This window comes from Parvibaculum sp. (assembly GCF_019635935.1).
Classification (GTDB): Bacteria; Pseudomonadota; Alphaproteobacteria; order Parvibaculales; family Parvibaculaceae; genus Parvibaculum.
On record NZ_JAHBYN010000001.1, the window covers coordinates 1,059,418 to 1,084,717 of the forward strand.

The following is a 25,300-nucleotide window of genomic DNA, read 5'->3' on the forward strand; positions in this document are numbered from 1 at the left end:
TTCCTTCATTCGTCGTCGCTGCGTCGCGCCGCCTGTCATCCCGTCGATCCGTCTGAGGCCGCGCCCCGTGGGGCGCCAGCCGCTGCCTTGAAAGGACAGTCCGGTAGCACGGCCAATTCCTTGCGTAAAGCGCCTTCATGGGCGCGCAAGGCCGAAAAAGGCTGGAATGGCCGCTCGCCCTTGGCTAGCTTGCCCGCCAACAAGGACAACCGGACCGAGAGGGAACGTCATGGGAATTCTGGAAGGCAAGGTGGTGCTGGTCACAGGCGCCGCAGGCGGCATCGGCCGCGAATGCGCGCTGATCGCGGCCCAACAGGGCGCCAAGGTCGTGGTCAACGACCTCGGCGGCAGCGTCAAGGGCGGCGACGAGGGCAATGCCTCGGCCGCGCAAAAGACCGTCGACGAAATCAAGGCGGCGGGCGGCGAAGCGGTCGCCAATTCCGACAGCGTGTCGATGAAGTCGGGCGCCGAAAACATGATCGCCCAGGCGCTCGACACGTTCGGCGGCCTGCACTCGATCATCAGCCCCGCCGGCATTCTGCGCGACGGCATGTTCCACAAGATGCCCGACGAAGACTGGGACGCTGTCCTCGAAGTGCACCTGAAGGGCAGCTACAACATCACCCGCGCCGCCATCAATCATTTCCGCGAACAGCAGGAGGGCAACTTCGTTCTCTTCACCTCGACAAGCGGATTGATCGGCAATATCGGCCAGGCGAACTACGCCGCCGCCAAGATGGGCATTGCCGGTCTCTCGCGCATCATCGCGATGGAAGGCGCGTCGAAGAACGTCCGCTCCAACATCATCGCGCCCTTCGCATGGACGCGCATGATCGCCACCATTCCGGTGAAGGACGAGGCATCGGCCCAACGCGTCGAGCGCATGAAGAATGCGATGCGCGCCGAACAGGTCGGCAATTTCGCCGTGGCGCTGGCCGCGCCCTCATGCACGACGAACGGTCAGATCTTCTCCGTGCGCGGCAACGAGATCGTGCTCTTCTCGCAGCCCCGGCCCGTCAAGAGCGTCGCCCGCATCGACGGCTGGACGCCGGAAACGATCCTCTCCCACGGCCTGCCCGCCATGGCCGGCGGCTATACCGACCTCGGCAACACCGGCTCGGTTTTCACCTGGGAACCGGTCTGACCCGATCGACGGCGACTGGACAGAATGCGCGGCCGGGGCTCCAATGCTCCGGCCGTTTGCATGTCGAGGAGGCCGCATGACGAAACGCAAACCGCCGCCCAAACCGCGCAATCCGGTTGCGAAGGCGCTGGCCGATCCGCTGTTCCGCAAGCGCGTCGTCAAACCGAAGCGAAAATACTCTCGTAAAACCGACGAGCCGCCGGTCGAGGAAGATCAGCCGGAAGACGACGGCGACTGAATCCACCGCGCCTTGCCCGGTCCGAAATGCTCGGCCGCGAAATCGACAAAGGCACGGACCTTCGCCGACAGATGCCGCGTATGCGGATAGATGACATGGAGCCGCAAGGGTGGCATCGACCAGTCTTCGAGCGCACGGACGAGCCGTCCGGTGCGCAACTCCTCGTGACAGACGAAATCGGGCGAAAGGCAGAGCCCCGCGCCCGCCCGCAGCAGCGGCAGCATCGCATCCGCATTGTTGCAGAACAGATGTCCCCTGACCGCGACATCCTCGCGCGCGCCGCCCGGACCGGCGAAACTCATTTGTTCGGGGCGCGACAACAGCGTGTAGAGCAGGAAGCGATGGGCCGCGAGATCGGCCGGACGCGCCGGCATCCCGTATTTCTCGAAATAGGCAGGCGCGCCGACAACATAGCGTTCGACCGGCGCAAGCTGGCGCGCGATCAGGCTTGAATCCTCAAGCGCCGAAATCCGGAGCGACACGTCGAACCCCTCCTCGATCAGATCGACGCGTCGATCGTTGAGCACGAGATCGACATCGAGATCGGGATAGCGCGCAACGAACGCGGGCAGCGCCGGCCCAAGTTCGAGAATGCCGAAACTCATCGGCGCGTTGATGCGCAGCCGCCCGCGCACCTGGCCTTCGATGCAGTTGGCTTCGGCGGCAGCCTCTTCCGCCTCGGCGACGATGCGTTGTGCCCGCTCGAAGACCACCGCCCCCGCCTCGGTGACGGCGACGCGCCGCGTCGTCCGGTTGAGCAGCCGCACCCCGAGCTCGTCTTCCAGCGCCGAAACCTGGCGGCTGACCACCGATTTGGAGAGCCCGAGCGCGTCGGCCGCCGCCGTGAACCCGCCCAGCTCGACCACCCGCGCGAAGACCGCAAACCCGTTGAGATCCGTCATCACATTGTTCCTGATATGCAACAATTTGTTCCAATATCCTCAGATTGTATCTCACTGGATACCAATTAGATAGGAGGCATGGATTTGACGACATCCCTTCGGGGGCAAAACAGGAGAGCGGCATGACCGGCAAGACCAGAATTCTCGTGCTCTATCACAGCGCCTACGGCCACATCGAAACGCTGGCGAAAGCCGTTGCCGAAGGCGCGGGCAGCGTCGGCGGTGTCGAAGTAACGCTGAAGCGTGTGCCCGAAACCATGCCCGCCGAAGCGATGAAGAACGCCGGCATGAAGACCGACCAGGATGCGCCGGTCGCCACCCCGCAGGAACTCGCCGATTACGACGGCATCGTCTTCGGTACGCCGACCCGCTTCGGCAACATGACGGGGCAGATGCGCACCTTCCTCGACCAGACGGGCGGCCTCTGGGCAAAGGGCGCGCTTGTCGGCAAGGCGGGCTCGGTCTTCACCTCGACCGGCACGGGTGCCGGCAACGAAACGACCATCACCTCGTTCCACTCCACGCTGCTGCATCACGGCATGGTCGTCGTCGGCCTGCCTTATGCCGTCGGCACGGAACTCTTCGACATCTCGGAAGTGCGCGGCGGCTCGCCCTATGGCGCATCGACGCTGGCGGGCGGCGACGGCAGCCGCAGCCCGAGCGACAAGGAACTGAGCCTCGCCCGCAAACAGGGCGCGCATGTCGCGCGCATCGCGAGCAAGCTGAAGCAATAGCATCCGGCCCCGCGCAAAAGCCCGGCGGCCGAAAGGAGAAAATCATGATCGACATTCGCACACTTGAAAGTCTTGGTGGCGCCGATCACGGCTGGCTGAAGGCGAAGCATCACTTCTCTTTCGCCGGCTACTACGACGAGGCGCGCATGGGCTGGGGCAAACTCCGGGTCTGGAACGACGACCTCATTCGCGCCGGCACCGGCTTCCCGCTGCACGGTCATCGCGACATGGAAATCGTCACCTATGTGCGCGAAGGCGCGGTCAGCCACCGCGATCACCTGAACAATGAAGGCCGCACAAAGGCCGGCGACGTGCAGGTGATGTCGGCCGGCACCGGCATCCGCCACGAGGAATGGAATCTGGAAAGCGACGATGCGCGAATTTTCCAGATCTGGATCGAGCCCGCCCGCCGGGGCATCGCGCCGCGCTGGGAAACGGCCTCCTTTCCGAAGGAAGACCGGAAAGGAAAGCTGATGGCGCTCGCCAGCGGCAAGCCGGACGCGCCGGCCGAAGCCTTGTGGATCGCGCAGGACGCCGAAATTCTCGGTGCGACGCTCGACGCAGGCACCGAAGTGACCCATGTCACTGAGGAAGGCCGTCTCGTCTATCTCGTTCCGGCGCGCGGACACATTACGGTCAATGGCGTGACGGTGCCGGAACGCGCCGGCGCCGCCATCCGCGGCGAGACCGAACTCATTATCCGCGCCGGCGAAGACGCCGAAATTCTTCTGGTGGACCTGCCGCCCGAAGCGTGAGCGGCCAAACGGCACAATGAAAGGAAAGCACGATGGGACTTCTGGTGGACGGCAAGTGGACCGACAAGTGGTACGACACCAAGTCGACCGGCGGCGCCTTCAAGCGGCAGGAATCCGCCTTCCGCAACTGGGTCACGGCCGACGGCGCGGCCGGACCGACGGGCGAGGCCGGTTTCATGGCCGAGGCCGGGCGCTATCACCTCTATGTGTCGCTGGCCTGCCCCTGGGCGCATCGCACACTGATCTTCCGCGCCCTCAAGAAGCTCGACGGCATGATTTCGCTGACGGTTGTCGATCCGCTGATGCTGGAAGAAGGCTGGACGATGAAGGACGAAGGCGGCACGCGCGACATCGTCAACGGCAAGACCCGCCTGCACGAAGTCTATACGCTCGCAAAGCCCGACTACAGCGGCCGGGTCACGGTGCCGGTGCTCTGGGACAAGAAGACCGGAACCATCGTCTCCAACGAATCCGCCGATATCATCCGTATGCTGAACTCGGCCTTCGACGGCATCGAGGGCGTTGACTCAGGCCTCGACTTCTATCCGTCCGCCCTGCGCGGCGAAATCGACGCCATCAACGAGACCGTCTACGACAAGGTCAACAACGGCGTCTACAAGGCGGGCTTCGCGACCGAACAAGCGGTCTATGAGGATGCGGTGACGGCGCTCTTCGCCGAACTCGACCGGCTTGAGGCCCGTCTCGGCACGCAGCCTTATCTCGCGGGCGACCGGATCACGGAAGCGGACTGGCGCCTCTTCACGACGCTGATCCGCTTCGATGCCGTCTATCACGGTCACTTCAAATGCAACCTGCGGCGCATCGCCGACTATCCGAACCTCACTGGGCTTCTGCGCAGGCTCTACAACATGCCGGGCATCGCGGCGGCGGTGAACTTCGATCACATCAAGCAGCACTATTACGGCAGCCACAAAACGATCAACCCCACCGGCATTGTGCCGGCGGGGCCGATCCTCGATCTCGATGAACCGCGCGAAAGGAAACGCGCCGCCTCCTGACGATCAGTTGACCGCCGACTGGCGCTTCTCGAGCACCTGCTTGACGGCGAGGCCGGTATTCCGGTTCTCGCTGTAGCGCATCGAGCGCGGCAGCGCGAAATGATAGGCGCGCAGTGCCGCATCGCTGCTCTGCCGCATATTGCGGTCGACATCGGTGAACACACAGGCATTCGCCTGATGGTTCGACCGGTGGAGATCGTTGCAATGGCGAACCGCCTGGCGAAGCGCGCGCTCCTGCTGGGTGTCGATTTGCGCGAGCGCCGCCTCGTCGTCCGGCAACGCGCTCCAGTCGACGCTGTCTGCTGCCTGCGCGACACCGATCCCGCCAAACGCCAGCGCCGCGACCACGCAACCGCCGATGATCTTCCGTCTCATGGCAACCTCCATCCGCGCGGCCGATTGAGGCCACGCCGTCACAAGCCGCCCCCGCGGGCATTTTCGTAGCCCATAAATGTGGCGAAAAATAATCATGGGCAGAACCCCCGCGCCCTCCTTAAGATCGACCGTCAAAAGCGGGATATGCGAAGGGGATGCGGGTAAATGGGCGGTTTTCCAGACTACGACAAATATGACGGTCTGGGCCTTGCCGCCCTGGTCAAGCGCGGCGATGTGAGCGCGAGCGACCTGCTCGAAGAGGCGATCCTCCGTACCGAAACGATCAATCCGAAGATCAACGCCGTCGTGATGAAGCATTACGACGCGGCCCGCGCGCAGATCGTACGCGGCCTGCCCGACGGTATTTTCAGCGGTGTGCCCTTCCTGCTGAAGGACCTGCACCTGCTGCTCGAAGGCACGGTGACGACCTATGGCTCGGCATTGTTCGAGGGCAACAAGGCCGATCACAATTCGACACTGACCGAACGCTACCTGAAGGCCGGCCTCGTGATCTTCGGCAAGACCAACTCGCCCGAGTTCGGCCTCGCCGGAACGACCGAGCCGCAGCTCTATGGCCCGACGCGCAATCCCTGGAACTTCAATCACTCCGCCGGCGGTTCGTCGGGCGGCGCGGCGGCGGCGGTCGCGGCCGGCATCCTGCCTTTCGCCAATGCCAGCGACGGCGGCGGCTCGATCCGCATTCCAGCCGCCGCCTGCGGCCTCTTCGGGTTGAAACCGACACGCGGCCGCACGCCGATGGGTCCCGATCGCGGCGAGGGCTGGGCGGGCCTCTCGATCTCGCATGTCGTCTCGCGCAGTGTCCGCGACAGCGCCGCCGCGCTCGATGCGACCGCGGGCGATGCACCGGGCGATCCCTACGCGGCCCCAGCGCCGGCGCGGCCGTTCCTTCAGGAAGTCGGCGCCAAACCCGGCCGCCTGCGCATCGCCTTCACGACGCAGCGCTCCGACGGTTCGCAATGTCACCCCGATGTCGTTGCGGCGGTGAAGGAAGCGGCCGCGCTATGCGCGAACCTCGGCCATCATGTCGAGGAAGCCGCACCGCCCCTCAGCCGCGAGGAAATCTCGAAGCATCAGGCGACCATCGTCGGCGCCAACACCGCACTGACCTTCCGCCAGCGCGCCGCAGCGCTTGGCCGCGAGGTGACGCAGAACGATGTCGAGCACATCACCTGGCTGATCGCCCGAGCCGCCGAAGCGCGGGGCAGCACCGATTACGCCGAGGCAACGCTCTTCATCCACCGCCTCGGCCGCCAGATCGCGGCCTTCCAGAAAAATTTCGACCTGCTGCTGGCGCCGACGCTCGGCGTCCCGCCCATCCCGCTCGGCACGCTCGACATGATGACGGAGGATGTCGGCGAATATATGCGCGTTAGCTACGAATACATGCCGGGCACCGCCATCGCCAACATGACCGGCCAGCCCTCGATGTCGGTGCCGCTCCACTGGAATGCGGCGGGCCTGCCCATCGGCACGATGTTCACCGGCCGCTTCGGCGACGAGGCGACGCTGCTCCGTCTCGCCGCGCAACTGGAAGAAGCAAATCCCTGGGCCGAGCGGCGGCCGGCGTTCTGAACGTCACCACAATTCGTCCGGCGCGCGGCCTTCGGCAATTTCGGCGATGCGCCGCCGCGTCGACGCGCTGATGCCCTCCGGCAGCGCATCGACCGCGAAAAATCCCGCCTCGGCAATCTCCGGGCTTTGGCGCGGCACCTGCTCGTAGGTGCCGTGGTCGAGCACGTAGAGCGCCACATGATCGGATTTGAATTCGCGGAAATTGGCATAGAGCCCGGCAAGCCGCGCCGCGCCGTGCAGGAGCACGCCGGCCTCCTCGTCAAGCTCGCGCCGGAGCGAGGCCAGCATGGTTTCCCCGCGCTCGACGCCGCCGCCCGGCAGGTACCAGCCGCCAATATAGGTATGCCGCACCAGCAGCACCCGCCCCTCCGCGTCGAACACGACGGCCCGCACGCCGGCCGTCAGCGGCCGCCGGACACGCCAGTAAAGCCGCGCCATCGGGCGGGCAATCTTCCACGCAAGGACACGAAAATCGGCCATCGCCTCAATCTAGCACGGGGTCCGGCCGCGGCCGCCTTTAGATGTCGTCAACCCTCGCCGCGTAGTCTCGGTGCGGGCGGCGCGTCTTTGCGTCGGGACAGGCAGAACGGTATGGGCCTTTTTTCGAATCTGATCGCCCGGCGGAAACTCGAACCGCCGGAGCCGGTCGAAACGCCGCGCGTGACGCAGGCGGCGCTGAAGCGCGCCTTGCGCAGCACCGCCAGCGCCTCCGGCTCGCAATTCGCCGCCGAACTCGGCCAGCGCATCGCCACCGCCCTCAGCACCGTTGAAACCGCCGTGCTCGCCATCGACGCCGTGACCGAGCGGCTGCGCGAAGCGGCCGATCTGGTGGCCGACGCCGGCCGCAATGCCGACATCGGACGCCGTGCCCTGCTGGCCGGCCGCTACGACGATTTGCGCGCCGAGATCGACGCCATCGTCGGATCGGCCTCGCACAACCGCGTCAACCTGATCGGGGGCCGGCGCATCGGCGGGCAGCACACAAGTTTCGAAATCGCGCTCGACGGCGAGGACCGCGCCGGTATTTCAATCTCGGTCGTCAACCTGACGACCGGCGAGGGCGGCTTGTCGCTGTCCCCGCCGCGCGACGCCTTTGCCGGCGATGCCGAAATCGAGGCCATCTCGGCCGAAATCGCCGCCGCCCGCGCCACGGCGGCAGCCGCCGCCGAACGCTTTTCCGACCACGCGGCGCTGATCGCCGACCGGCTGGCCCGCCTCATCGCCATTGCAGGCTCCCATCCGGTCGAAACGCAGCTCCCGACCGGCGCCGATGCCGAAGATCCCGATGCACCGGCCCACCCCGACACCGAATACGAACTCGGCATGGGTGCCGTCGAGGAAAAGCTCCGTGCGCTCGCCAGCCGCCTGAACGGCGACAAGCCGGGCGGCGACGCGGACAGCTGACCGCATCGCCGCCCGCCTTGTGCTAGCATGCCCTCCAAAACAGGAGGTCGCGCAAGATGACGCTGCACAATGCGGGTGAAAACCTGGCCCATGAAGGCCCCAACGCCGAACAGATCGAATACTGGAACGGCGACGCCGGTTCCCGCTGGGCGCGCTATCAGGACAAGCTCGACGGCCTGCTGCAGCCCTTCTCGGACGCGATGCTGCGCATCGCCGCGGTGAAGCCCGGCGATCGGACCATCGATGTCGGTTGCGGCTGCGGCGCCACGACACTCGAGCTTGCGGCGCGCGCCGGTGCCGGCGGAAAGACGCTCGGCGTCGATATTTCCGCACCGATGATCGCCCGCGCCCGGCAACGCGCGGAGGAAATGAAAAGCCCGGCCGAATTCATGCTGGCCGACGCATCGTCACATCCCTTCGCACCGGCATCCTTCGATCTTCTGGCATCGCGCTTCGGCATCATGTTCTTTCTCGAGCCGGTGCCAGCCTTCGCGCATATGCGCAAGGCGCTCGCGCCCGGCGGCCGGGTCGCCTTCGCCTGCTGGCGGCCGATGAAGGAAAACCCCTGGATCGCGGCGCCGCTTTTCGCCGCCCTGCCCCACATCCCCAAGCAGGAGCCCGCGATCCCCGGCGCGCCCGGCCCCTTCGCCTTCGACGACCGCGACCGCTTGCACGGCGTTCTGACAAAAGCAGGCTACAGCGCCGTCGAGATCGAACCCTTCGACGCTCCCCTCTCGGTCGGCACCGGCGCCGATCCCGTCGCCGACGCGCTGCAACAGACGCTCGACATCGGTCCGCTTGCCCGCATTTTCAGGGAGCTGAACGACGAGCAGCGCCGCCTGTCGACCGCCGCCGTGCGCGAGGCGCTGGCCCGTCATGTCGCGGATGGACGCGTGGTCATGGGCGGCGCGGTCTGGCTCGTAACGGCACGCGCCTGAGCGCCGAAACCGCCGATTTCCCGGCAAATTTGTCTCCCATCCGCCAGCCGCCGGTTCCTTTTTCTTAAGGAACGGCGATTAAGGTTGATTCCGGTAAAGGTTGAGACGGGGGGAATGATGAGCGGCACGTCTGTGCAGCCGTCATTGTCCGTTTCGTATCCGGGTGGGGGCATGACGCAATCGATCTTCAAATCGCTGACCGTTCTGGTCGTCGACGACAGCGCCTATATGCGGCATCTGCTGATGACGCTGCTGCACGCGCTGGGCGTCAGCGACGTTCACGTGGCGGCCGAAGGCGACGAGGCGTGGGAAATGTTCCGGCGCTACGAGCCTGACATCGTCATCACCGACGCGGCAATGCTGCCGGTCGACGGCTTTTCCTTCGCCGAACGGCTGCGCAACATCACCGGCGGCGGGCTCGGCATGGTGCCGATCATCATGGTGTCAGGCCACACCGATCTTGCGTCGATCGAGCGCGCACGCGACGTCGGCATCACCGAGTTCCTGTCCAAACCCATCTCCGCCCGCAGCCTCTATCAGCGTCTGATCCAGGTGATCGACCGTCCGCGCCAGTTCGTCGAAACGCCGACCTATCGCGGCCCCGACCGCCGCCGCCGCAACCAGCCCTATGACGGCGTCGACCGTCGCGGCGCGGTGGCACTTTTGTGAGGGACTGACCGATGACCGACCGAAAAAACAAGAATCGCGGCACGTCGAACGGCGAAAAGCCGGCCGATGTGCGTTTCGTCCGTGTACCTTCGATCGCGGAGCGCAAGCTCGGCACCGACTATGTCGCGCCGATGCGTCTCGACCCCCGCGTTCTCGAGCAGATGCAGACGACCATCAAGGGTCTTGAGGCGCGCTACGGCGACACGCTGCGCGATCAGGTCCGCACGCTGCTGACGCTGGTCGAACCGGCCTGCGGCGGCGACACCGAAGCGCGCGGCCGGCTCTACGCCATCGTCCACGACATGCGCGGCCTTGCCGGCACCTTCGGCCATCCGATGGTCGGCCGCTTCGCCAATTCGCTGTGCAGCTATGTCGAAAGCGCCGGCATGGACGCCTGGCGCGACGACACCGTTTTCCGCTTCCACATCGATGCGATCCGCGAGGCGCTGGACAGCCCCGGCGCCGATCCGGCGATCACGCTTGAAACGCTCAATGCGTTGCAAAAACTGATTGCGGCCAGTGCGGCGGAGCGGAGGCGGATGGGATGATTCCCAGGCCGACCAGCGCCGATCCGGAATTCTTCCGCAAGCTGAAGGTGCTTGTGGTGGATGACAGTGCCGAAATGCGCCGGCTGCTGGCGGCGCCGCTCGAGTCGATGGGCGTGGAGCAGGTCGTCGAGGCGCGCGACGGCTTGAAGGGTCTCGACGCCTTCATCGAACACAAGCCGGACATCATCATCACCGACGGCGCGATGCAGCCGATGGACGGCTACGAGATGACGCAGCGCGTGCGCGCCGCCGGCGCCGCCGACGGCGCCAACCCCGATGTGCCGATCCTGATGATCTCGGGCCATATCGAGCGCGAAAATGTCGTCCATGCGCGCGACCAGGGCGTCACCGACTATCTCCCCAAGCCTCTCTCCGCCTCGGTTCTCTACGAGGCCATCGTCGCCGCCGTCTCGAAGCCGATCCATTTCGTCGAAACGCCGGGCTATCGCGGCCCCTCGCCGAAGCGCCACCTCGCCGCGCGCGGCATCGACGACACGGCGCGCTGAAGCCTCAGTTCACCTCGGCGAGAAACCGCGCGAGCAGCGGATTGACGACATCCGGCGCCTGCCAGAACGGCATATGCGCCAGCCCCTCCAGAATATGCACCTTCCCGTCCCAGAGATTGCGGTAGCTGATGCTTGTCAGGAACGCATTGTTGACGAACGGCTCCAGCGCGCCCGACACGACCGCCAGCGGCAGCGGCGATGTCGCCGCGATCTCGCGCCCGTCCATGTCGAGCCCGGCGGCCACCGATTGCAGCATCAGCGGCCGGAAGCGTCCGTCGGCGCGCGCGCATCCCTCCACCATCCACGGCTCCAGCGCAACGCCGGCGCCGATCGTTTCCTGCGCATAGATCGCCGCCTGTTCGGCCGTGAAACTTTCGGCGAAGGTCAGCGCCATGTGTTCGGACGGCAGAAACGCCTCGCCCATGTCGGCGCCGCCGGCTGGCGGCGTGCCGGTGATCCAGGCCGCGACCGTCCCCGGCCAGCGCCCCATCATTTCAAGCGCCGCATGGCCGCCCAGCGACCAGCCGACGGCGGTTGCGCGTTCGATGCCGAGCCCCTCGAGCAGCGCCATCGACGCATCGGCAAAGCCGTGGATCGAATAAGTCTTCTCCGGCTCCGGCGCGTCGGAACTTGCCCCGTGCCCCGGCAGGTCGAAGGCGATGCAGCGGAAATCGCGGCCGATCCCGCTTTCGAGTTGACGGCCGAAAATCTCCTTGCAGGAGGAATTTCCGTGGATGAACAGCACCGCGGGGCCCGCGCCGCCGCTGTCCAGATAGCTGAGCCGGCCATGCGCCGTCTCGACCGTTCCGTTCTTCATCGCCCTGATCCCCGTGAGTTTTATTGTAATTTCAATGGCTTGGCGCCCACGCCGCTCTTCGGTTCATTTCCCCAAAAAATGACAGAGGCGTCATTATTTTTTGCATCCATTAACCCCTGACCCTATATTGGTATTCAACGGGAGCCGTCGGAGCGAAGCGCCGGAGGCCGGCATTCCCCATCAGGGTAGGAGCAGAGATGACAAAGATCACGACGAATATCACGGTCGACGCAGCCTATGAGGCGGTCGCGCCGGACGACTTCCCGGCAATGATGGAAGTCGAGCGCTACGGCAAGCGCTCCACCGCCTTCGACAAGATCATCTCCGCCACCCACGATCACTTCTGGGATCCGATGGACAAGAAGTACATCGACTTCTCCGCCCCCTTCGACATGGAGAACGAGTACCTCATCGACCCCCAGCAGAACACCGACCTCAAGACGGCGGTGAAGGACAAGCTCGACGAGAAGCAGAAGATCAAACTCGTCAACATGGATGTGCAGTGGGGCCTCTCCTCCATCCTGCACGGCGAAGCGGGCGCGCTGGCGCTGTCGGCGAGCCTCTGCCACATCCTCAAGGATCCGGGCGCGCAGGAATACGCCGCCAACCAGACGCGCGAGGAAGCGCGCCACGTCGCCGGCTTCTCCAACTACATCAAGGCCCGCTGGGGCAAGCCCGTGCCCGTCGGCCCGGCGCTCGGCGACATCCTGACCGAACTCGTCAACACGCCGCTGGTCTGGAAGAAGCTCGTCGGCATGCAGATGCTGGTCGAGGGTCTCGCCATGGGCGCCTTCGCCTCTTTCTACAAATGGGGCCGCGATCCGCTGATGGTGAAGCTGATGCAGCTCACGATGACGGACGAGGCCTTCCACCACAAATTCGGCAAGATCTGGGCCGACCGCACCATCCCGAACCTCGACGAAGAACAGCGCAACGCGATCGAGGACTGGGCCTGGGACGTCTTCCAGGTGCTGCTCTACAACCTCGGCAGCCCCGAGCAGAAGAAGCATATCTATGCCGCCGTCGGCCTCGACTGGGAATGGGTGCAGGGCGCGTTCATGGAAGCACTGACAGACGTGCATATCCGCGAAAGCATGCAGGAATCGTCCAACATTTTCCGTGTGCTGATCAAGACGCTGCTGAAGGCCGGCATCATCACCGACCGCACGGCCATGAACTACGCCGCCTTCATCGACATGAAGGAACTCTATGGCGAGGGCGACCGCATGATCGGCGACGACATCGCCGAGGAAGGCATCAAGCTTCTGCGCCAGCTCAACGGCCAGGGCGGCGGCGCCTATTCGCTGGACCGCATGTCGGCCGCCGAATAAAGCGGACGCAAAATCGAAACGGAAAGGGCGGCAACTCCGGTTGCCGCCTTTTTCATGTCCGCCGCATCAACCCCTCAATAATCCGGTCGAGCCCGGCCGTATAGTCGGCGCGCGCCGACTCCGGATCGTTGGCCGCCGCGATCCCGAGCGCCGCCTGCTGCAATGCGCCCGACAGCAAGGCATTCATCGAACGCATCTCGCCGGCCGCGATGAAACCCTCGTCCACAAGATGCTGCAACGCGTGGTCGAGAAACAGCGTCGACAGCGGCGCCTGCAGCGCCTGCCAGTCGGCAAGCCCCAGCACCGCCGGTCCCTCGATCAGAAACAGCCGCCGCACTTCCGCGTCGGTATAGATGCCCAAGAGCACCCGGCACCCGACCTGCAGATCCTCGCGGTCATGCGCGATCCGCGCCATCGTCTCTTCAAAGAGCCGCTGTCCGATTTCCGGCAGCATCTCCTCCAGCATCGCCCGGAAGAGATCGCGCTTGTCGGCGAACTGATGATAAAGCGCGCCCCGCGTCACGCCCGCTTCGCGCACGATGTCCTCGGTGCCGGTCTCGGCATAACCCCGCTCGGCAAAGAGCCGCCGCGCCGCCTTCAGCAGCTTGTCGCGGTTCTTCGAGGGCCGTTTGGCGGGGGATTCGCGCGTCATTTCCTCTTTCATACAGCTTGTATGGAAACTCGTTTCGGATTATACAACCTGTATCTCATACACCGTGTATGAAAAATTCGGGGGCGAAACAAAATGACCGACACCACGATTCCGGGCACCGCCGCGCCCCGTCCGGCCGGCAAGCGCATCCCCTGGTGGCTTTTCGCCGCCGTCCTCGGCGTCGCCGCCGCCATCGCAGCAGGCAGCCTCGCCTTCTGGGGCACGGGCAGCGAAGGCCTCGTCCACATCACGCGCTACACGGCGCGCTTCGCCTTCCTGATCTTCATCGTGGTCTTTGCGACCGGCGCACTGGCGCAGCTTTTCCCGTCCGCCACGACGCGCTGGCTGAAGCGCAACCGCCGCTATCTCGGTCTGTCCTTCGCGCTGGCTCATTTCATCCATCTGGGCGCGCTGACCTCGTTCTTCATCGCCATCGGCGAAGCGCCGGACATCGTCACCATCATCGGCGGCGGCGGCGCCTATGTGTTGATCGCGGCAATGGCGCTGACCTCCAACGACTGGTCGGTGAGAACGCTCGGCCCGAAAATCTGGCGCCGCCTGCATCTCGTCGGCATCGCCTATGTCTGGCTGATTTTCATGAATTCCTATATCGGCCGCCTGACGAGCGAGACGCCGCCCGAGCCCAAGGTAATCTTCGCCATTACCGCCGGCCTCGGATTTCTGGTGCTGGGCTTGCGCGTCACCGCCTGGATCGCCCGCCGCCGCGCCCGATCACAAGCTGTTGTTCGTTGACGCAGCGTCGCCTGTGTTATTCTGCATACCGGCAGGGCCTGATGCCCCCGGAGACGCAGAATGCATGCGACGAATGCCAGGGGCTGGCGGACGGCCCCCGCGATCGGCCTTGGCTTCCTGATGCTGCTGCTCTCCGGCACGGCGCAGGCAAACATATACGGTGTCGACGATCGCCGGGACATCCGCCCCGATGACGGTCTCAGCGGCGTCGGCGTCATTGTCTGCGAAGGCACGACCCGCCGGCCGACCGGCGTGCTCATCGCCTCGCCCTTCCTGCCGCCCGAGCGCGACTACGACGTCATCACCTCGGCCGCGCATGTCTTCATCGGCCCGCGCGGCCGCCTGACCGATTGCGAGTTCCGGCCGCAATCCAAGACCGGGCCGGGCGCGCGCATCCTCTACATCGAAAGCGGCAGCCACACCCCCTATCGCGATCGCGACTGGCACAACGACTGGGCCGTCGCCGTCCTCGACCGCCGCCTCCCCGACGAACTCGACCGGATCGAACCGCGCGTGATCGACGAGGACACCGCCGTCGCACTTCGCGAATCCGGCTCCCGCTTCATCCTCGCCGGCCACAATGGCGAGCGCGGTCCCTTGCAGATGTCCGAAAATTGCGGGCCCGCGCGCAAGCTGAGCTCCCATCTCAACCGCTTCGATCCCCGCGTCGTCAATCACGATTGCGACATGATGCCGGGTTGGTCGGGCGGCCCGCTGATTTTGCAGGAGAACGGCATCAACTACATGATCGCGGTCAACTCGCAGGCCTCCAACGCGATCACCCACTCGTCCGGCCGGGCCTATAGCGGCAGCCTCAACCCCAATGTCGCAATCCGCGTCGACGACCAGTTCAAACGCGCCATCGACCGCCTGCTGCGCGCCGGCACGACCGGCGTCACCGCCAAATGCCTCGTCGCGAGCAAGGATGAGTTGCCGGCCCTTCCCTGCTGACCGTGAAGCTAACCCTGCGGCACCGCGACGCCGGATGACCGGCCGCCATTTCCTCCCTATATTGTCGGCAAAAGAATTGGCCCCGCCCGGCCGCCGCGCCGGGGGGCCGCCAGAACAAGCTTTCCGGGAGGGAAAACATGCCTTGGAATTTCGGCGACATTCTCGACGCCATATCGCCCGTGCTGCCGGCCGACGCGCCGGCCTTCATTCACGGGACACGCCGCATCACCTGGGGCGAAACGACGAAACGCACCAACAATCTCGGCCGCGCCATGATCGAACGCGGCGCAAAGCCCGGCGACAAGCTGGCCTTCTACATGCGCAACCGGCCGGAATATATCGAACTGCTCGCCGCCGGCTTCAAATCGCGCCTGACCCATGTCAACGTCAACTATCGCTACAAGCCCGACGAAGTCTTCTACATCTTCGACAATTCGGACGCGCAAACCGTCGTCTATGGCAGCGAGTTTCGCGGCATCATCGAGGAAATCCGTCCGCGGCTCACAAAGGTCGGAACGTTCATCGAGGTCAATGACGGCGGCGACATCGCGCCCTTCGCCGAACGTTACGAAACGCTGGCGAACGCCGGCGACGGCGCGCCGCTCGGCATCGAGCGTTCACCCGACGACATGCTCTTCATCTATACCGGCGGCACCACCGGCATGCCGAAAGGCGTGATGTGGCGTCACGACGATCTGCGCGAGGTGCAGCTCGCGGCGCTGCGCCGCCTCGGCCCCGTGCCGGAATCGCTTCCCGCCCTGATCGAGGCGATCAAGGAAGTCGGCCCCGCCGGCCCGATGATCCCGGCCTGCCCGCTGATGCACGGCACCGGCCTCCTGACCGCGCTTGGCAACATGGTCTCGGGCGGCTGCGTCGTCACGCTCGACAACCAGTCGCTCGACCCGCACGAATTATGGGCGGCAGTCGACCGCAACAAGGTCCAGCAGGTCGCCATCGTCGGCGACGCCTTTGCCAAGCCCATGCTGCGCGCGCTTGAGGAAGAGCCGGGAAAATACGACCTGTCGTCCATCGTCACCATCATCTCGTCCGGCGTCATGTGGTCGACGGAGGTGAAACGCGGACTGCTGAAATACATGCCGAACGCGATCATGACCGACAGCTTCGGTGCCTCCGAAGCCGTCGGCCTCGGTTCGTCGCTGATGACCAAGGACGGTGAGATCGCCACCGCGAAATTCCAGATCGGCGAACGCTGCAAGGTCTTCGACGAAAACGACGAGCCGATCGAGCCGGGTTCCGGCAAACCGGGTTTCATCGCGCTCGGCGCGCCGATCCCGGTCGGCTACTACAAGGACCCCGAAAAAAGCGCCCGCACCTTCAAGACCGTTCGCGGCGAGCGCTACGCGATCCCCGGCGACTGGTGCACCGTCGAAGCCGACGGCACGCTGACGCTGCTCGGCCGCGGCTCGGCCTGCATCAACACCGCCGGCGAAAAGGTCTATCCGGAAGAAGTCGAGGAAGCGCTGAAAACGCATCCCTCTGTCGAGGATGCGCTGGTCGTCGGCCTGCCCGACGAAAAATGGGGCCAGTCGGTCACCGGCGTCGTCAAGCTCAACAATGGCGCGGCCTTCGACGAGGAAGCGTTGCGCGGCCATGTCCGCAACATGCTTGCCGGCTACAAGACGCCCAAGCGCATCCTGATCGGCACGGTTCCCTTCCGCGCGCCGAACGGCAAGGCCGACTACAAGACCGTCACCGAGTTTGCCAAGCGCGAACTCGGCGCCGCCTGAATACGAAAACGGAGAAGCGCGATGACGCCGGATGAATTTGCAAACCTGCTCGCGCGCTTCTCCGCCGCCGCCACGGCCGGCGACGGCAAGACCTTCGCCGCCTGCTTCACCGAGGATGGCGTCTACCACGACTACATCTATGGCGATCACAAGGGCCGCGACGAAATCGCCCACATGCTGGAAGAGCTCTTCCACCGCGACGCGCGCGATTATGACTGGCGGATGATCGATCCCGTCTGCAACGGCAATCTGGGTTATGCCTGGTCGCTGTCGAAATTCGTTTCGACGCTCCCGCAATATGAAGGCAATCAGGTCGTGATCGACGGCATGAGCCGCTTCGAGCTCCGCGACGGCCTGATCGCCGACTACCGCGAAAGCGTCAATGGCGGCGTCGCGATGGCGCAACTCGGCGTCGAGGAGCCGCGGCTTGCCGGCGTGTTGCGCAAATGGGCCCGGCAGTTGCGCGAGCGCCCCGAAGTCGCCCGCTACCTGAAATCCTGAACGCCCGCATTTACCCTTAAAAGCTGCCCTTCTCACCCGCCGATGCCGGTTGCCTCGCCGGGACCGGTTGCTATGCTGTCGCCACCCAAAAATCGAACCTTCAAGAAAGAGACGTTCATGGAAGCGCTGGAGAAATTCCGTCAGGAAACAAGGGCCTGGCTGGGGGAAAACTGCCCGCCCTCGATGCGGACGCCGATGACCTCCGAGGACGAGACGGTCTGGGGCGGCCGCAACGCCAAATACGCGAACCCCGAGGCGAAGCTCTGGCTCGACCGCATGGCCGAACGCGGCTGGACCGCGCCCACCTGGCCCAAGGCCTATGGCGGCGGTGGTCTCTCGAAAGAGGAAAACCAGGTTCTCCAGCAGGAGATGCGCCGCATCAAGGCGCGGCCCCCACTGTCGAGCTTCGGCATCTGGATGCTCGGGCCGGCCCTTCTCGAATTCGCCAATGAGGAACAGAAGAAGGAACACCTGCCCAGGATCGTTCGCGGCGAAATCCGCTGGTGCCAGGGCTACTCCGAGCCGGGCGCCGGCTCCGACCTCGCCGGCCTCCAGACCAAATGCGAGGACAAGGGCGATCACTACCTCGTCAACGGCCAGAAGATCTGGACCTCCTATGCCGACAAGGCCGACTGGATTTTCTGCCTCGTCCGCACCGACCCCACAAAAAAGCACGACGGCATCAGCTTCCTGCTCTTCGACATGGCGACGCCCGGCGTCGAGGCGCGCCCGATCAGCATGATCTCCGGCGCCTCGCCCTTCTGCGAAACCTTCTTCACCGACGTCAAAGTGCCGAAGGGCAATCTCGTCGGCGAACTCAACAAGGGCTGGACCATCGCCAAGCGCCTGCTGCAGCACGAGCGCGAGATGATTTCGGGCATGGGCCTCGGCGGCGCGGGCTCCGGCGCCGGTCTCGGCGGTCTCGAACAGGCGGCCAAGGATTATTACGGCGAGCAGAACGGCCGCGTCGCCAGCCCGTCGCTGCGCGACCACATCACCCGCCAGAAGATGGACGGCAAGGCCTTCGCGCTGACCATGCAGCGTTCGGCCGAGGAAGCGAAAGCCGGTCAGGGTCCCGGCGCCGCCTCGTCGATTTTCAAATATTACGGCACCGAGCTCAACAAGCGCCGCTTCGAACTGCTGCTCGAAATCATGGGCACCAAGGGCCTCGGCTGGGAAGGCGAAGGCTTCACCGGCGACGAAATCACGGTCACCCGCTCCTGGCTGCGCTCCAAGGGAAACTCGATCGAGGGCGGCACCAGCGAGGTGCAGCTCAACGTCGTCTCGAAGCGCGTCCTCAGCCTGCCCGACTGAGAAACGCCATACCGCATTCACGCGCGTCCGCGCGGCGCGCGCACCGCCAATTGACACAAGACAGAAAAGACACAGCAACGAAATGGCACTTGTACTCACCGAGGAGCAGCAGCTCCTGCGCGACACCGCAACGCAGTTTTTCCAGGAGCGGCTGCCCATCGCCAATCTGCGCAAACTGCGCGACACAAAGGACGCCACCGGTTTCGACCGCGCGATCTGGAAGGAAATGTCCGATCTCGGTTTCGCCGGCATCATGATTTCCGAAAAATACGGCGGCACCGATTTCGGGCCCGTCGGCCTCGGCCTCGTGCTCGAACAGGCCGGCCGCACGCTGGCCGCAAGCCCGCTCGTCTCCACCGTCTTGCTCTGCGGTTCGGCCGTGCAGCTTGCCGGCAACGCGACGCAGCGCCAGGACATCCTCTCGGCCATCGCCGCCGGCGACCGCATCATGGCGCTGGCGCTGGAGGAAGGCCCGCACCACAACCCGACCCGCATCGCCACCCGCGCCGAGGCGAGCGGCCAGGCCTTCAGGATTTCGGGCAAGAAGACCTTCGTGCTCGACGGCCATGTCGCCGACCAGCTCATCGTCGCCGCCCGCACCTCCGGCAACGAAAACGACCGCGCCGGCATCACGCTCTTCCTCGTCGATCCGAAATCGGAAGGCGTCAAGATCACGCGCACCCTGATGGTCGACAGCCGCAACGCCGCCGACATCTCGTTCGACAACGTGTCGGTGCCGGCCACTGCCGTGCTCGGCTCGGTCGATGGCGGCATCGACGTGCTCGAACAGGTGCTCGACATCGCCCGCATCGGCATCTCGGCCGAAATGCTGGGTCTCGTGCAGGAGGTCTTCGACACGACGCTTGCTTACCTCAAGGAGCGCAAGCAGTTCGGCAAGGTCATCGGTTCCTTCCAGGCGCTGCAACACCGCATGGCGGTGCTCTTTGCCGAGATCGAGCTTTGCCGCTCGGTCGTGCTCGACGCGCTCTCGGCGCTGGAAGCCCGGCGCAACGACGTGCCGCTGATCGCGAGCCTCGCCAAGGCCCGCCTCTCGGACACCGCGACCCTGATGACCAATGAAGGCCTGCAGATGCATGGCGGCATGGGCATGACCGACCAGTTCGATGTCGGCCTCTTCATGAAGCGCGCCCGCGTCGCCACGGCGAGTTTCGGCGACGGAAATTTCCACCGCGACCGTTATGCATCGCTGGAAGGCTACTGACGATCCTGCGAACGCGGCCCCTCGGGGCGCGTTCGCCCACAAGTTCACACGCCGGGGGCATGCGTTCGTAAAATGTTGAAGGTCCGGTCCGGAATGGCGGCGGGTGTATGGCCGCTTTTCGCCCTCGCGCTGGCGCTGGTCGCGATGCCCGCGCCGGCCAGCGCCCACCCCCATGTCTGGATCGACTTGCGGACGGAAGCCCATGTCGATGCCGAAGGCCGCCTCGCCGCCGTCACCATTGTCTGGATTTTCGACGAGTTCTATTCGGCCTTCGCCCTCGACGGCCTCGAAAAGCCGGGCGGCGACTACAAGTCCGAAGACCTCGCGGCGCTCACCGACGTCAATATGTCGAACCTTGCCGAGTTCGACTACTTCGCCGAGGTGACGCAAGGCGGCGAACCGGCGGCCTTTGGCGAACCGCGCGACGCGCATTCGACATGGGACGAGGAAAGCGGCCGCCTGTCGCTGAGCTTCACGCTGCCGATCGCCGAACCGCGCGCCGCAACCGCCGCGGCGCCGGCGACATTCCGCGTCTACGATCCCTCCTATTACATTTCGATCGACTACACCGAAAAAGACCCGCTACGCGTCGTCGGCGAGGCGGCCGGGCGCTGCAAGACCGCCATCGAAACGCCCAATGTCGAAAACGTCTGGATGACGCTGCCCGAATCCGCCTTCACCAGCGGACAGTCGCAGATGGGGGCGATGTTTGCGGCGACCGCGACGTTGATCTGCGAGACGGCCGAATGAAAAGCCTGCGGCAAAAGCCCCTGCTGGCGGCGCTCGTCCTTGCCGCCGCCTGCGCCGCAACGGCGGCGCTCGCGCAGAGCCCGTTCGCGGTGCCCGGCGCCGAAACGCCGCCGCCCGAACCCGGTCTCTTCGCCGGCCTCATGCGCTACATCATGGGCATGCAGCAGGAATATTACCGCGCCATGGCCGGCGCGCTGCGCGCGGTCAACCTGCAGGGCTCGCTCGCCGCCGCCTGGGGCCTCGTCTCGATCTCGTTCCTCTATGGCGTCTTCCACGCCGCCGGCCCCGGCCACGGCAAGGTCATTGTCACCTCCTGGCTGCTTGCCGACGAACGCGAAGTGAAGCGCGGCATCCTGATCGCCTTCCTCTCCGCCTTCGCACAGGCCGTCACCGCGATTCTCGTCGTCGGCATCCTGGCACTCGCCCTCGGCATGACGCAGCGCGCCACCGCCGACATCGTGCCGATCATAGAGCGCGCCAGTTTCGCGTTGATCGCCGGCGTCGGCGCCTGGCTCATCTGGCGTGCCTTCCGCCCGTCTCACGATCATGGTCACGATCACGGCCACGATCACGCGCACCACCACCATGACCATGCGCATGATCACGCCCATTTGCCGACACCGGTCGAGATTCGCAAGGCGCGCGGCCTGAAAGGCATGGCGGCCGTCATCCTCTCGGTCGGCTTGCGCCCGTGCAGCGGCGCGATACTGGTGCTGCTTTTCGCGGTCACGCAGCAGGCATTCCATATCGGCGTCCTCTCCGCCTTCGCAATGGCGGTCGGCACCGCGATCACGGTCTCGGGCCTCGCGCTGCTCACCGTCGCCTCGAAAAACGGTGCGCTGCGCCTTGCCGGCCGCATCGACAGCCCCTGGACGCAGCGTCTGGAACGCATCCTCCGGATCGCCGGTGGCGGCTTCATTCTGATCTTCGGATTGTTCCTGCTGGTGGGCTCTTTCACGCTGCCGCGCCAGCCCCTTTTCTGAGCGCCCGGCCCTATCGACAAGCCCTGCCCCCCGCCCCATACTGCCCCCGAAAACCGGCGCCGCGCTTCCGCGCGAACGGCGCTCCCGAAGACGAACAAACAAGCTAGAGACAAACGATGGCCGACGAGAAGACCAGCGACGCCCCGGAGCGCATCACCGTCCTCGCGCGCGATTTCACCCCCGCCGCGATGGAGTTCCACCGCCGGAACATGAGCGAGAAGGGCTATCGCATGGAAGGCCAGATCGTGCAGCGCAAGTTCCAGATGATCGAGGGGCTCGGTGCGCCGAAAGACCTCTTCGACGGCGAAGCCTTCTATGCCGTCACCTTTGTCCGCAAGGGCATCGAGAAGTGACCCCGCCGCCCTTCGACAGGGCGGAAGAGGCGCGCGCCGGCGGCGAAACGGCGAGCGGGGAAAACCGGATAGATCGCTGGACGTTGTTTCGCGACGTCGCCGTCCTTCAGGGCAAGCTCATTCTCGATAACGTCAAGGATCTGGTGCTGGTGCCCATCTCGATCGGCGCCGCCGCCATTTCCCTGTTCAACCGCGACGGCGACACCGGCCGCCAGTTCTATCACGTCCTCCATGCCGCGCGGCGCATGGAGGACTGGCTCGACAAATACGGAGACGCAGACCGCATTCCGGCCCCGCATTTTGCGCAAGGGCAGGAAGGCGAAAGCATCGACACGCTGATCGACCGCGTCGAGGATCTCGTCAAGCGCCAGTACGAGCGCGGCGGCGTAACGGCAAACGCCAAGGATGCGATCGACCGCGCGCTCGATGCGCTTCAGGAAAAGCTCGCGCGCCGCCCTTGATGAAGGTCATTATTTTCGCGGGATTCCGCCATTCTCCGGCGTCCGCCCGCGGACAAAGCCGTTGACTTGGCAACCCTTATCCTGTTGTCTTTTCAGGCAATCGAATTTTGGCCTGGCTTGGCTGCTCCGCCCTTCGGGCCCTTTCAAGACTCCCAAAAGATCAGGTTGTACGACGCCGCGCGATAGGCGCGCGGTTATTGACGCATGCAAATGCGTTTGAGGAGACGAAGAAATGGCGACAGGTATCGTGAAGTGGTTCAACGGCCAGAAGGGTTACGGCTTCATTCAGCCGTCCGACGGCGGCCGCGATGTGTTCGTTCACATCAGCGCCGTGGAGCGCGCTGGCCTCAGCACGCTGAACGAGGGCCAGAAGGTCAACTACGAACTCGTGACTGAAAAAGGCAAGACGTCCGCCGCCAACCTGACGGTGGAGTAAGCCTTTATCCTTCGATGGATCGGATGGCCGGGCCTTGCGCCCGGCCATTTTCGTCTTGCTTACTTCTTCTTGCCGCCCTTGCCGACGGCGGCAACGGGTGAAGCCGCGGGCACAGGCCCGCCCTTCTTCTTTATGTTCTTCTCCGCCTTCGGTTTCTTGGCTTCTCGATTGCTCTTCTTCTGACCCTTGGCCAAAATCGACCTCCTGTTGAAACGCATGATCGCAGCGCAAAGGTTCCGCGCCGGCATCGATGCACTTGCTTGCAGTTTCGACTATACGCCGCGCCGCGACGCAACGCCTGCGAATTGTCGTTCTTACCGCCGATTTTGAAGGATTCACCCCCCATGATCACCGTCCACCACCTCAACAATTCGCGCTCCCAGCGTATCCTCTGGCTGCTGGAGGAACTCGGCCTCGACTACGAGATTGCCGGCTACAAGCGCGACGCAACGACCAACCTCGCACCGCCCGAGCTTGTGAAGGTCCACCCGCTCGGCAAGTCGCCGGTCATCACCGATGGCGGCGTCACGGTCGCCGAATCCGGCGCCATCGTCGAGTACCTGATCCGGAAATACGGCAAAGGCAAATTCATGCCCGCCGAAAATTCGGCCGACTTCGTCCCCTGGCTCCACTGGATGCACTATGCGGAAGGCTCGGCCATGCTGCCGGTCATGCTGACGCTCTACACGATGCGTCTCGGCGACGCCGCCGCGCCCTTGCGGCCGCGCCTCGAAAGCGAGATCGCCAATCATTTCGGCTACATGGACAAGGCGCTCGGAAAGAACGATTTCTTCGTCGGCAACGCATTGACCGGCGCCGATTTCCAGATCGTCTTCGTGCTTGAGGCCGCCCGCTCGCTCGGCCTGCTGAGGCCCTTCGCCAATCTCAACCGTTATCTCGACGCGGTTCATGCCCGCCCCGCCTACAAGCGCGGCGTCGAACGCGGCGGCCAGTACGATCTGGGCGGCTAACAGGAGCGGTGGAAGTTATTGCGCGGCGTAGTTGAGCCCGAACCAGATCGCCGCGACAACGAACATCGCCACGCCGATTGCCGCGCTTGCAATGCTGGCCCCGATGCCGACCACAAGTCCGTCATGCTCGACAAGACCGAGCCCCGCGACGAAAAGCGAAATCGCCGGCAGCCACCCGGTAAACGGCACCGGCACGCACAAAACCAAGGAGGTCGCCAGCAGCAGCACGCCGAGCGGCCGTTCCGCCGGTCCGCGAAAGACGCCGGACATCCGCATCCGCATGATGCGCGACAACGGCCGCGCCAGAGGCAACGCCTTCAAGGCGCCGGCCCGCCAGCGTTTGCGGGTGAAAGATCGTTTCGAGATGATGTCCGGCAGCCACAATGCGGGTCGGCCAAGCGCCATCTGGGCGGCGATGAAAATGGCCGGCAAGCCGAGAACGAGATTGGCGCCCGGCGGCAGCGGCAGCATGTTGATGAGACCGACAAGTACAAAGCCCCAGCCGAAGCTGCGATCGCCGAGCGATTCGAGAACTTCGCCGAGCGTGCTTCCGTTCGGACGCTTTCGAGTGCCGACCTGGGCGAGACCCCGCAGCGCGCCGCTTCTTCTTTGTTTCATCGGCGTCTCATCGAATGCGATACCCCAGCCGGACCGGCACGCATCTAACACCTTTTGACGAGGGCCGTCACTGCGCCATTATGGCATTTGACATCCGCACGGGAACACTTCCAGGCGGAGCCGGAAACCCGCATGAGCAAGCCCTGGTATCTCTATATTCTGGAATGCGCCGGCGGAAGGCTCTACACCGGCATCGCGCTCGATCCGGAAGCGCGCTACAAGGCGCATGCAGAGGGCCGCGGCGCGAAGTTCACGCGCAGCTACCCGCCGGTGCGGCTCGCGATGGTCGAGACTTTCGCCAGCCGTTCCGAGGCGTTGAAGGCCGAATATGCGGTCAAGAAACTCAGCGCGGCGGAAAAATGGAAACTGGTCGGCAAGGCGGAACGATGATGGACGAGAAAGCCCTCGGTGAACGGATCGACGTTCTGGAAGCACGCCTCGTCCACCGCGAACGCGAGATCGAGGAGCTCAACGAAATCGTCGCCCGGCAATGGCAGGCAATCGACGATCTGACCCGCCGCCTCGGCGCACTGGGCGGCCGCCTGCAAGCCGTCGAGGAACGCGCCGACGCGCCGGCAGGCACCGAGCCGCCGCCGCCGCATTACTGACCGCGC

At 64.8% G+C, this 25,300-nt stretch carries 33 protein-coding genes; 26 read left to right on the forward strand and 7 right to left on the reverse strand.

Annotated elements, in window-relative coordinates; translation table 11 throughout:
• Nucleotides 1-229: 229 nt before the first annotated feature.
• Nucleotides 230-1,144 (forward strand): SDR family NAD(P)-dependent oxidoreductase, encoded by a 915-nt coding sequence (locus tag KF719_RS05335; RefSeq protein ID WP_293507687.1) that lies wholly within the window; start codon nucleotides 230-232, stop codon nucleotides 1,142-1,144.
• A gap of 76 nt (nucleotides 1,145-1,220) precedes the next feature.
• Nucleotides 1,221-1,382: a hypothetical protein gene (locus KF719_RS05340; RefSeq protein ID WP_293507688.1), complete on the forward strand. Its 162-nt coding sequence runs from the start codon at nucleotides 1,221-1,223 to the stop codon at nucleotides 1,380-1,382.
• On the opposite strand, the gene KF719_RS05345 is transcribed toward KF719_RS05340, so the two are convergent.
• A complete protein-coding gene (locus KF719_RS05345; protein WP_293507689.1) occupies nucleotides 1,358-2,284 on the reverse strand; it encodes a LysR family transcriptional regulator in 927 nt (308 codons plus the stop codon). The two genes, KF719_RS05340 and KF719_RS05345, sit on opposite strands and share 25 nt — an antisense overlap.
• 122 nt (nucleotides 2,285-2,406) lie before the next feature.
• Here KF719_RS05345 and wrbA point away from each other — a divergent pair, with 122 nt between their 5' ends.
• The 3 genes from wrbA to KF719_RS05360 are packed head-to-tail and all read left to right on the forward strand — an operon-like array spanning nucleotide 2,407 to nucleotide 4,792.
• Nucleotides 2,407-3,018: an NAD(P)H:quinone oxidoreductase gene (wrbA, locus tag KF719_RS05350; RefSeq protein ID WP_293507690.1), complete on the forward strand. Its 612-nt coding sequence runs from the start codon at nucleotides 2,407-2,409 to the stop codon at nucleotides 3,016-3,018.
• 44 nt (nucleotides 3,019-3,062) lie between these two features.
• Nucleotides 3,063-3,773 carry a pirin family protein gene (locus tag KF719_RS05355; protein ID WP_293507691.1) on the forward strand — a complete coding sequence of 237 codons (711 nt, stop codon included), beginning with the start codon at nucleotides 3,063-3,065 and terminating at the stop codon, nucleotides 3,771-3,773.
• Nucleotides 3,774-3,805: 32 nt separating this feature from the next.
• Nucleotides 3,806-4,792: a glutathione S-transferase family protein gene (locus tag KF719_RS05360; protein WP_293507692.1), complete on the forward strand. Its 987-nt coding sequence runs from the start codon at nucleotides 3,806-3,808 to the stop codon at nucleotides 4,790-4,792.
• A gap of 3 nt (nucleotides 4,793-4,795) precedes the next feature.
• Here KF719_RS05360 and KF719_RS05365 read toward each other — a convergent pair whose 3' ends face one another.
• Nucleotides 4,796-5,167, reverse strand: coding sequence for a hypothetical protein (locus KF719_RS05365; RefSeq protein WP_293507693.1), 372 nt, complete (start codon nucleotides 5,165-5,167; stop codon nucleotides 4,796-4,798).
• 165 nt (nucleotides 5,168-5,332) lie between these two features.
• Between KF719_RS05365 and KF719_RS05370 the strand changes: the two genes are divergently transcribed.
• Nucleotides 5,333-6,760, forward strand: coding sequence for an amidase family protein (locus KF719_RS05370; protein WP_293507694.1), 1,428 nt, complete (start codon nucleotides 5,333-5,335; stop codon nucleotides 6,758-6,760).
• Nucleotides 6,761-6,763: 3 nt separating this feature from the next.
• On the opposite strand, the gene KF719_RS05375 is transcribed toward KF719_RS05370, so the two are convergent.
• Nucleotides 6,764-7,240 (reverse strand): NUDIX domain-containing protein, encoded by a 477-nt coding sequence (locus tag KF719_RS05375; RefSeq protein ID WP_293507695.1) that lies wholly within the window; start codon nucleotides 7,238-7,240, stop codon nucleotides 6,764-6,766.
• A gap of 111 nt (nucleotides 7,241-7,351) precedes the next feature.
• On the opposite strand from KF719_RS05375, the gene KF719_RS05380 reads away from it, so the two are divergent.
• The 5 genes from KF719_RS05380 (at nucleotide 7,352) to KF719_RS05400 (ending at nucleotide 10,825) form a co-directional block, all read left to right on the forward strand.
• Nucleotides 7,352-8,164, forward strand: coding sequence for a hypothetical protein (locus tag KF719_RS05380; protein ID WP_293507696.1), 813 nt, complete (start codon nucleotides 7,352-7,354; stop codon nucleotides 8,162-8,164).
• A gap of 56 nt (nucleotides 8,165-8,220) precedes the next feature.
• Complete coding sequence (locus KF719_RS05385; protein ID WP_293507697.1) at nucleotides 8,221-9,102, forward strand: class I SAM-dependent methyltransferase; 882 nt, start codon at nucleotides 8,221-8,223, stop codon at nucleotides 9,100-9,102.
• Nucleotides 9,103-9,273: 171 nt separating this feature from the next.
• Nucleotides 9,274-9,771 (forward strand): response regulator, encoded by a 498-nt coding sequence (locus KF719_RS05390; RefSeq protein WP_293507698.1) that lies wholly within the window; start codon nucleotides 9,274-9,276, stop codon nucleotides 9,769-9,771.
• Nucleotides 9,772-9,782: 11 nt separating this feature from the next.
• On the forward strand, nucleotides 9,783-10,319 hold the full coding sequence (locus KF719_RS05395) for a hypothetical protein (RefSeq protein WP_293507699.1): 537 nt from the start codon (nucleotides 9,783-9,785) through the stop codon (nucleotides 10,317-10,319).
• Nucleotides 10,316-10,825 (forward strand): response regulator, encoded by a 510-nt coding sequence (locus KF719_RS05400; RefSeq protein ID WP_293507700.1) that lies wholly within the window; start codon nucleotides 10,316-10,318, stop codon nucleotides 10,823-10,825. The genes KF719_RS05395 and KF719_RS05400 overlap by 4 nt, the downstream gene beginning before the upstream one ends.
• 4 nt (nucleotides 10,826-10,829) lie before the next feature.
• Here KF719_RS05400 and KF719_RS05405 read toward each other — a convergent pair whose 3' ends face one another.
• Nucleotides 10,830-11,642, reverse strand: a complete 813-nt coding sequence (locus tag KF719_RS05405) for an alpha/beta hydrolase (RefSeq protein ID WP_293507701.1) — start codon at nucleotides 11,640-11,642, stop codon at nucleotides 10,830-10,832.
• A 197-nt stretch (nucleotides 11,643-11,839) separates the two neighbouring features.
• On the opposite strand from KF719_RS05405, the gene KF719_RS05410 reads away from it, so the two are divergent.
• Nucleotides 11,840-12,973: a ferritin-like domain-containing protein gene (locus KF719_RS05410; protein ID WP_293507702.1), complete on the forward strand. Its 1,134-nt coding sequence runs from the start codon at nucleotides 11,840-11,842 to the stop codon at nucleotides 12,971-12,973.
• Between the two features lie 52 nt (nucleotides 12,974-13,025).
• On the opposite strand, the gene KF719_RS05415 is transcribed toward KF719_RS05410, so the two are convergent.
• The gene (locus KF719_RS05415) at nucleotides 13,026-13,625 is read right to left on the reverse strand and encodes a TetR/AcrR family transcriptional regulator (RefSeq protein WP_293507703.1); all 600 of its coding nucleotides are present in this window, start codon (nucleotides 13,623-13,625) and stop codon (nucleotides 13,026-13,028) included.
• Nucleotides 13,626-13,718: 93 nt separating this feature from the next.
• Between KF719_RS05415 and KF719_RS05420 the strand changes: the two genes are divergently transcribed.
• The 11 genes from KF719_RS05420 (at nucleotide 13,719) to KF719_RS05470 (ending at nucleotide 23,097) form a co-directional block, all read left to right on the forward strand.
• On the forward strand, nucleotides 13,719-14,378 hold the full coding sequence (locus tag KF719_RS05420; RefSeq protein WP_293507704.1) for a hypothetical protein: 660 nt from the start codon (nucleotides 13,719-13,721) through the stop codon (nucleotides 14,376-14,378).
• 60 nt (nucleotides 14,379-14,438) lie between these two features.
• On the forward strand, nucleotides 14,439-15,329 hold the full coding sequence (locus KF719_RS05425) for a hypothetical protein (protein WP_293507705.1): 891 nt from the start codon (nucleotides 14,439-14,441) through the stop codon (nucleotides 15,327-15,329).
• Between the two features lie 137 nt (nucleotides 15,330-15,466).
• On the forward strand, nucleotides 15,467-17,077 hold the full coding sequence (locus tag KF719_RS05430; RefSeq protein WP_293507706.1) for an acyl-CoA synthetase: 1,611 nt from the start codon (nucleotides 15,467-15,469) through the stop codon (nucleotides 17,075-17,077).
• A 21-nt stretch (nucleotides 17,078-17,098) separates the two neighbouring features.
• Nucleotides 17,099-17,578: a nuclear transport factor 2 family protein gene (locus tag KF719_RS05435; RefSeq protein WP_293507707.1), complete on the forward strand. Its 480-nt coding sequence runs from the start codon at nucleotides 17,099-17,101 to the stop codon at nucleotides 17,576-17,578.
• Between the two features lie 117 nt (nucleotides 17,579-17,695).
• On the forward strand, nucleotides 17,696-18,892 hold the full coding sequence (locus KF719_RS05440; RefSeq protein WP_293510585.1) for an acyl-CoA dehydrogenase family protein: 1,197 nt from the start codon (nucleotides 17,696-17,698) through the stop codon (nucleotides 18,890-18,892).
• Nucleotides 18,893-18,974: 82 nt separating this feature from the next.
• A complete protein-coding gene (locus tag KF719_RS05445; RefSeq protein ID WP_293507708.1) occupies nucleotides 18,975-20,114 on the forward strand; it encodes an acyl-CoA dehydrogenase family protein in 1,140 nt (379 codons plus the stop codon).
• Between the two features lie 93 nt (nucleotides 20,115-20,207).
• Nucleotides 20,208-20,864, forward strand: a complete 657-nt coding sequence (locus KF719_RS05450; RefSeq protein WP_293507709.1) for a DUF1007 family protein — start codon at nucleotides 20,208-20,210, stop codon at nucleotides 20,862-20,864.
• Nucleotides 20,861-21,847, forward strand: coding sequence for a nickel/cobalt transporter (locus KF719_RS05455; RefSeq protein ID WP_293507710.1), 987 nt, complete (start codon nucleotides 20,861-20,863; stop codon nucleotides 21,845-21,847). The genes KF719_RS05450 and KF719_RS05455 overlap by 4 nt, the downstream gene beginning before the upstream one ends.
• Before the next feature lie 116 nt (nucleotides 21,848-21,963).
• Complete coding sequence (locus KF719_RS05460) at nucleotides 21,964-22,200, forward strand: AMP nucleosidase (RefSeq protein ID WP_293507711.1); 237 nt, start codon at nucleotides 21,964-21,966, stop codon at nucleotides 22,198-22,200.
• Nucleotides 22,197-22,661: a hypothetical protein gene (locus tag KF719_RS05465; protein ID WP_293507712.1), complete on the forward strand. Its 465-nt coding sequence runs from the start codon at nucleotides 22,197-22,199 to the stop codon at nucleotides 22,659-22,661. The genes KF719_RS05460 and KF719_RS05465 overlap by 4 nt, the downstream gene beginning before the upstream one ends.
• Nucleotides 22,662-22,893: 232 nt before the next feature.
• Nucleotides 22,894-23,097 (forward strand): cold-shock protein, encoded by a 204-nt coding sequence (locus tag KF719_RS05470; RefSeq protein ID WP_293507713.1) that lies wholly within the window; start codon nucleotides 22,894-22,896, stop codon nucleotides 23,095-23,097.
• 59 nt (nucleotides 23,098-23,156) lie between these two features.
• Here the strand turns inward: KF719_RS05470 and KF719_RS05475 are convergent, their stop codons facing one another.
• Entirely contained in the window at nucleotides 23,157-23,291 is a 135-nt protein-coding gene (locus KF719_RS05475) for a hypothetical protein (RefSeq protein WP_293507714.1), read from the reverse strand.
• A 150-nt stretch (nucleotides 23,292-23,441) separates the two neighbouring features.
• On the opposite strand from KF719_RS05475, the gene KF719_RS05480 reads away from it, so the two are divergent.
• Nucleotides 23,442-24,068 (forward strand): glutathione S-transferase, encoded by a 627-nt coding sequence (locus KF719_RS05480; RefSeq protein ID WP_293507715.1) that lies wholly within the window; start codon nucleotides 23,442-23,444, stop codon nucleotides 24,066-24,068.
• Nucleotides 24,069-24,083: 15 nt separating this feature from the next.
• On the opposite strand, the gene KF719_RS05485 is transcribed toward KF719_RS05480, so the two are convergent.
• On the reverse strand, nucleotides 24,084-24,686 hold the full coding sequence (locus tag KF719_RS05485) for an exopolysaccharide biosynthesis protein (protein WP_293507716.1): 603 nt from the start codon (nucleotides 24,684-24,686) through the stop codon (nucleotides 24,084-24,086).
• A 132-nt stretch (nucleotides 24,687-24,818) separates the two neighbouring features.
• Here KF719_RS05485 and KF719_RS05490 point away from each other — a divergent pair, with 132 nt between their 5' ends.
• Together KF719_RS05490 and KF719_RS05495 are read left to right on the forward strand one after the other, a co-directional pair.
• Nucleotides 24,819-25,076 carry a GIY-YIG nuclease family protein gene (locus KF719_RS05490; protein WP_293507717.1) on the forward strand — a complete coding sequence of 86 codons (258 nt, stop codon included), beginning with the start codon at nucleotides 24,819-24,821 and terminating at the stop codon, nucleotides 25,074-25,076.
• The gene (locus tag KF719_RS05495; RefSeq protein ID WP_363318009.1) at nucleotides 25,076-25,294 is read left to right on the forward strand and encodes a SlyX family protein; all 219 of its coding nucleotides are present in this window, start codon (nucleotides 25,076-25,078) and stop codon (nucleotides 25,292-25,294) included. Before KF719_RS05490 ends, KF719_RS05495 begins: the two co-directional genes overlap by 1 nt.
• Nucleotides 25,295-25,300 lie beyond the last annotated feature (6 nt).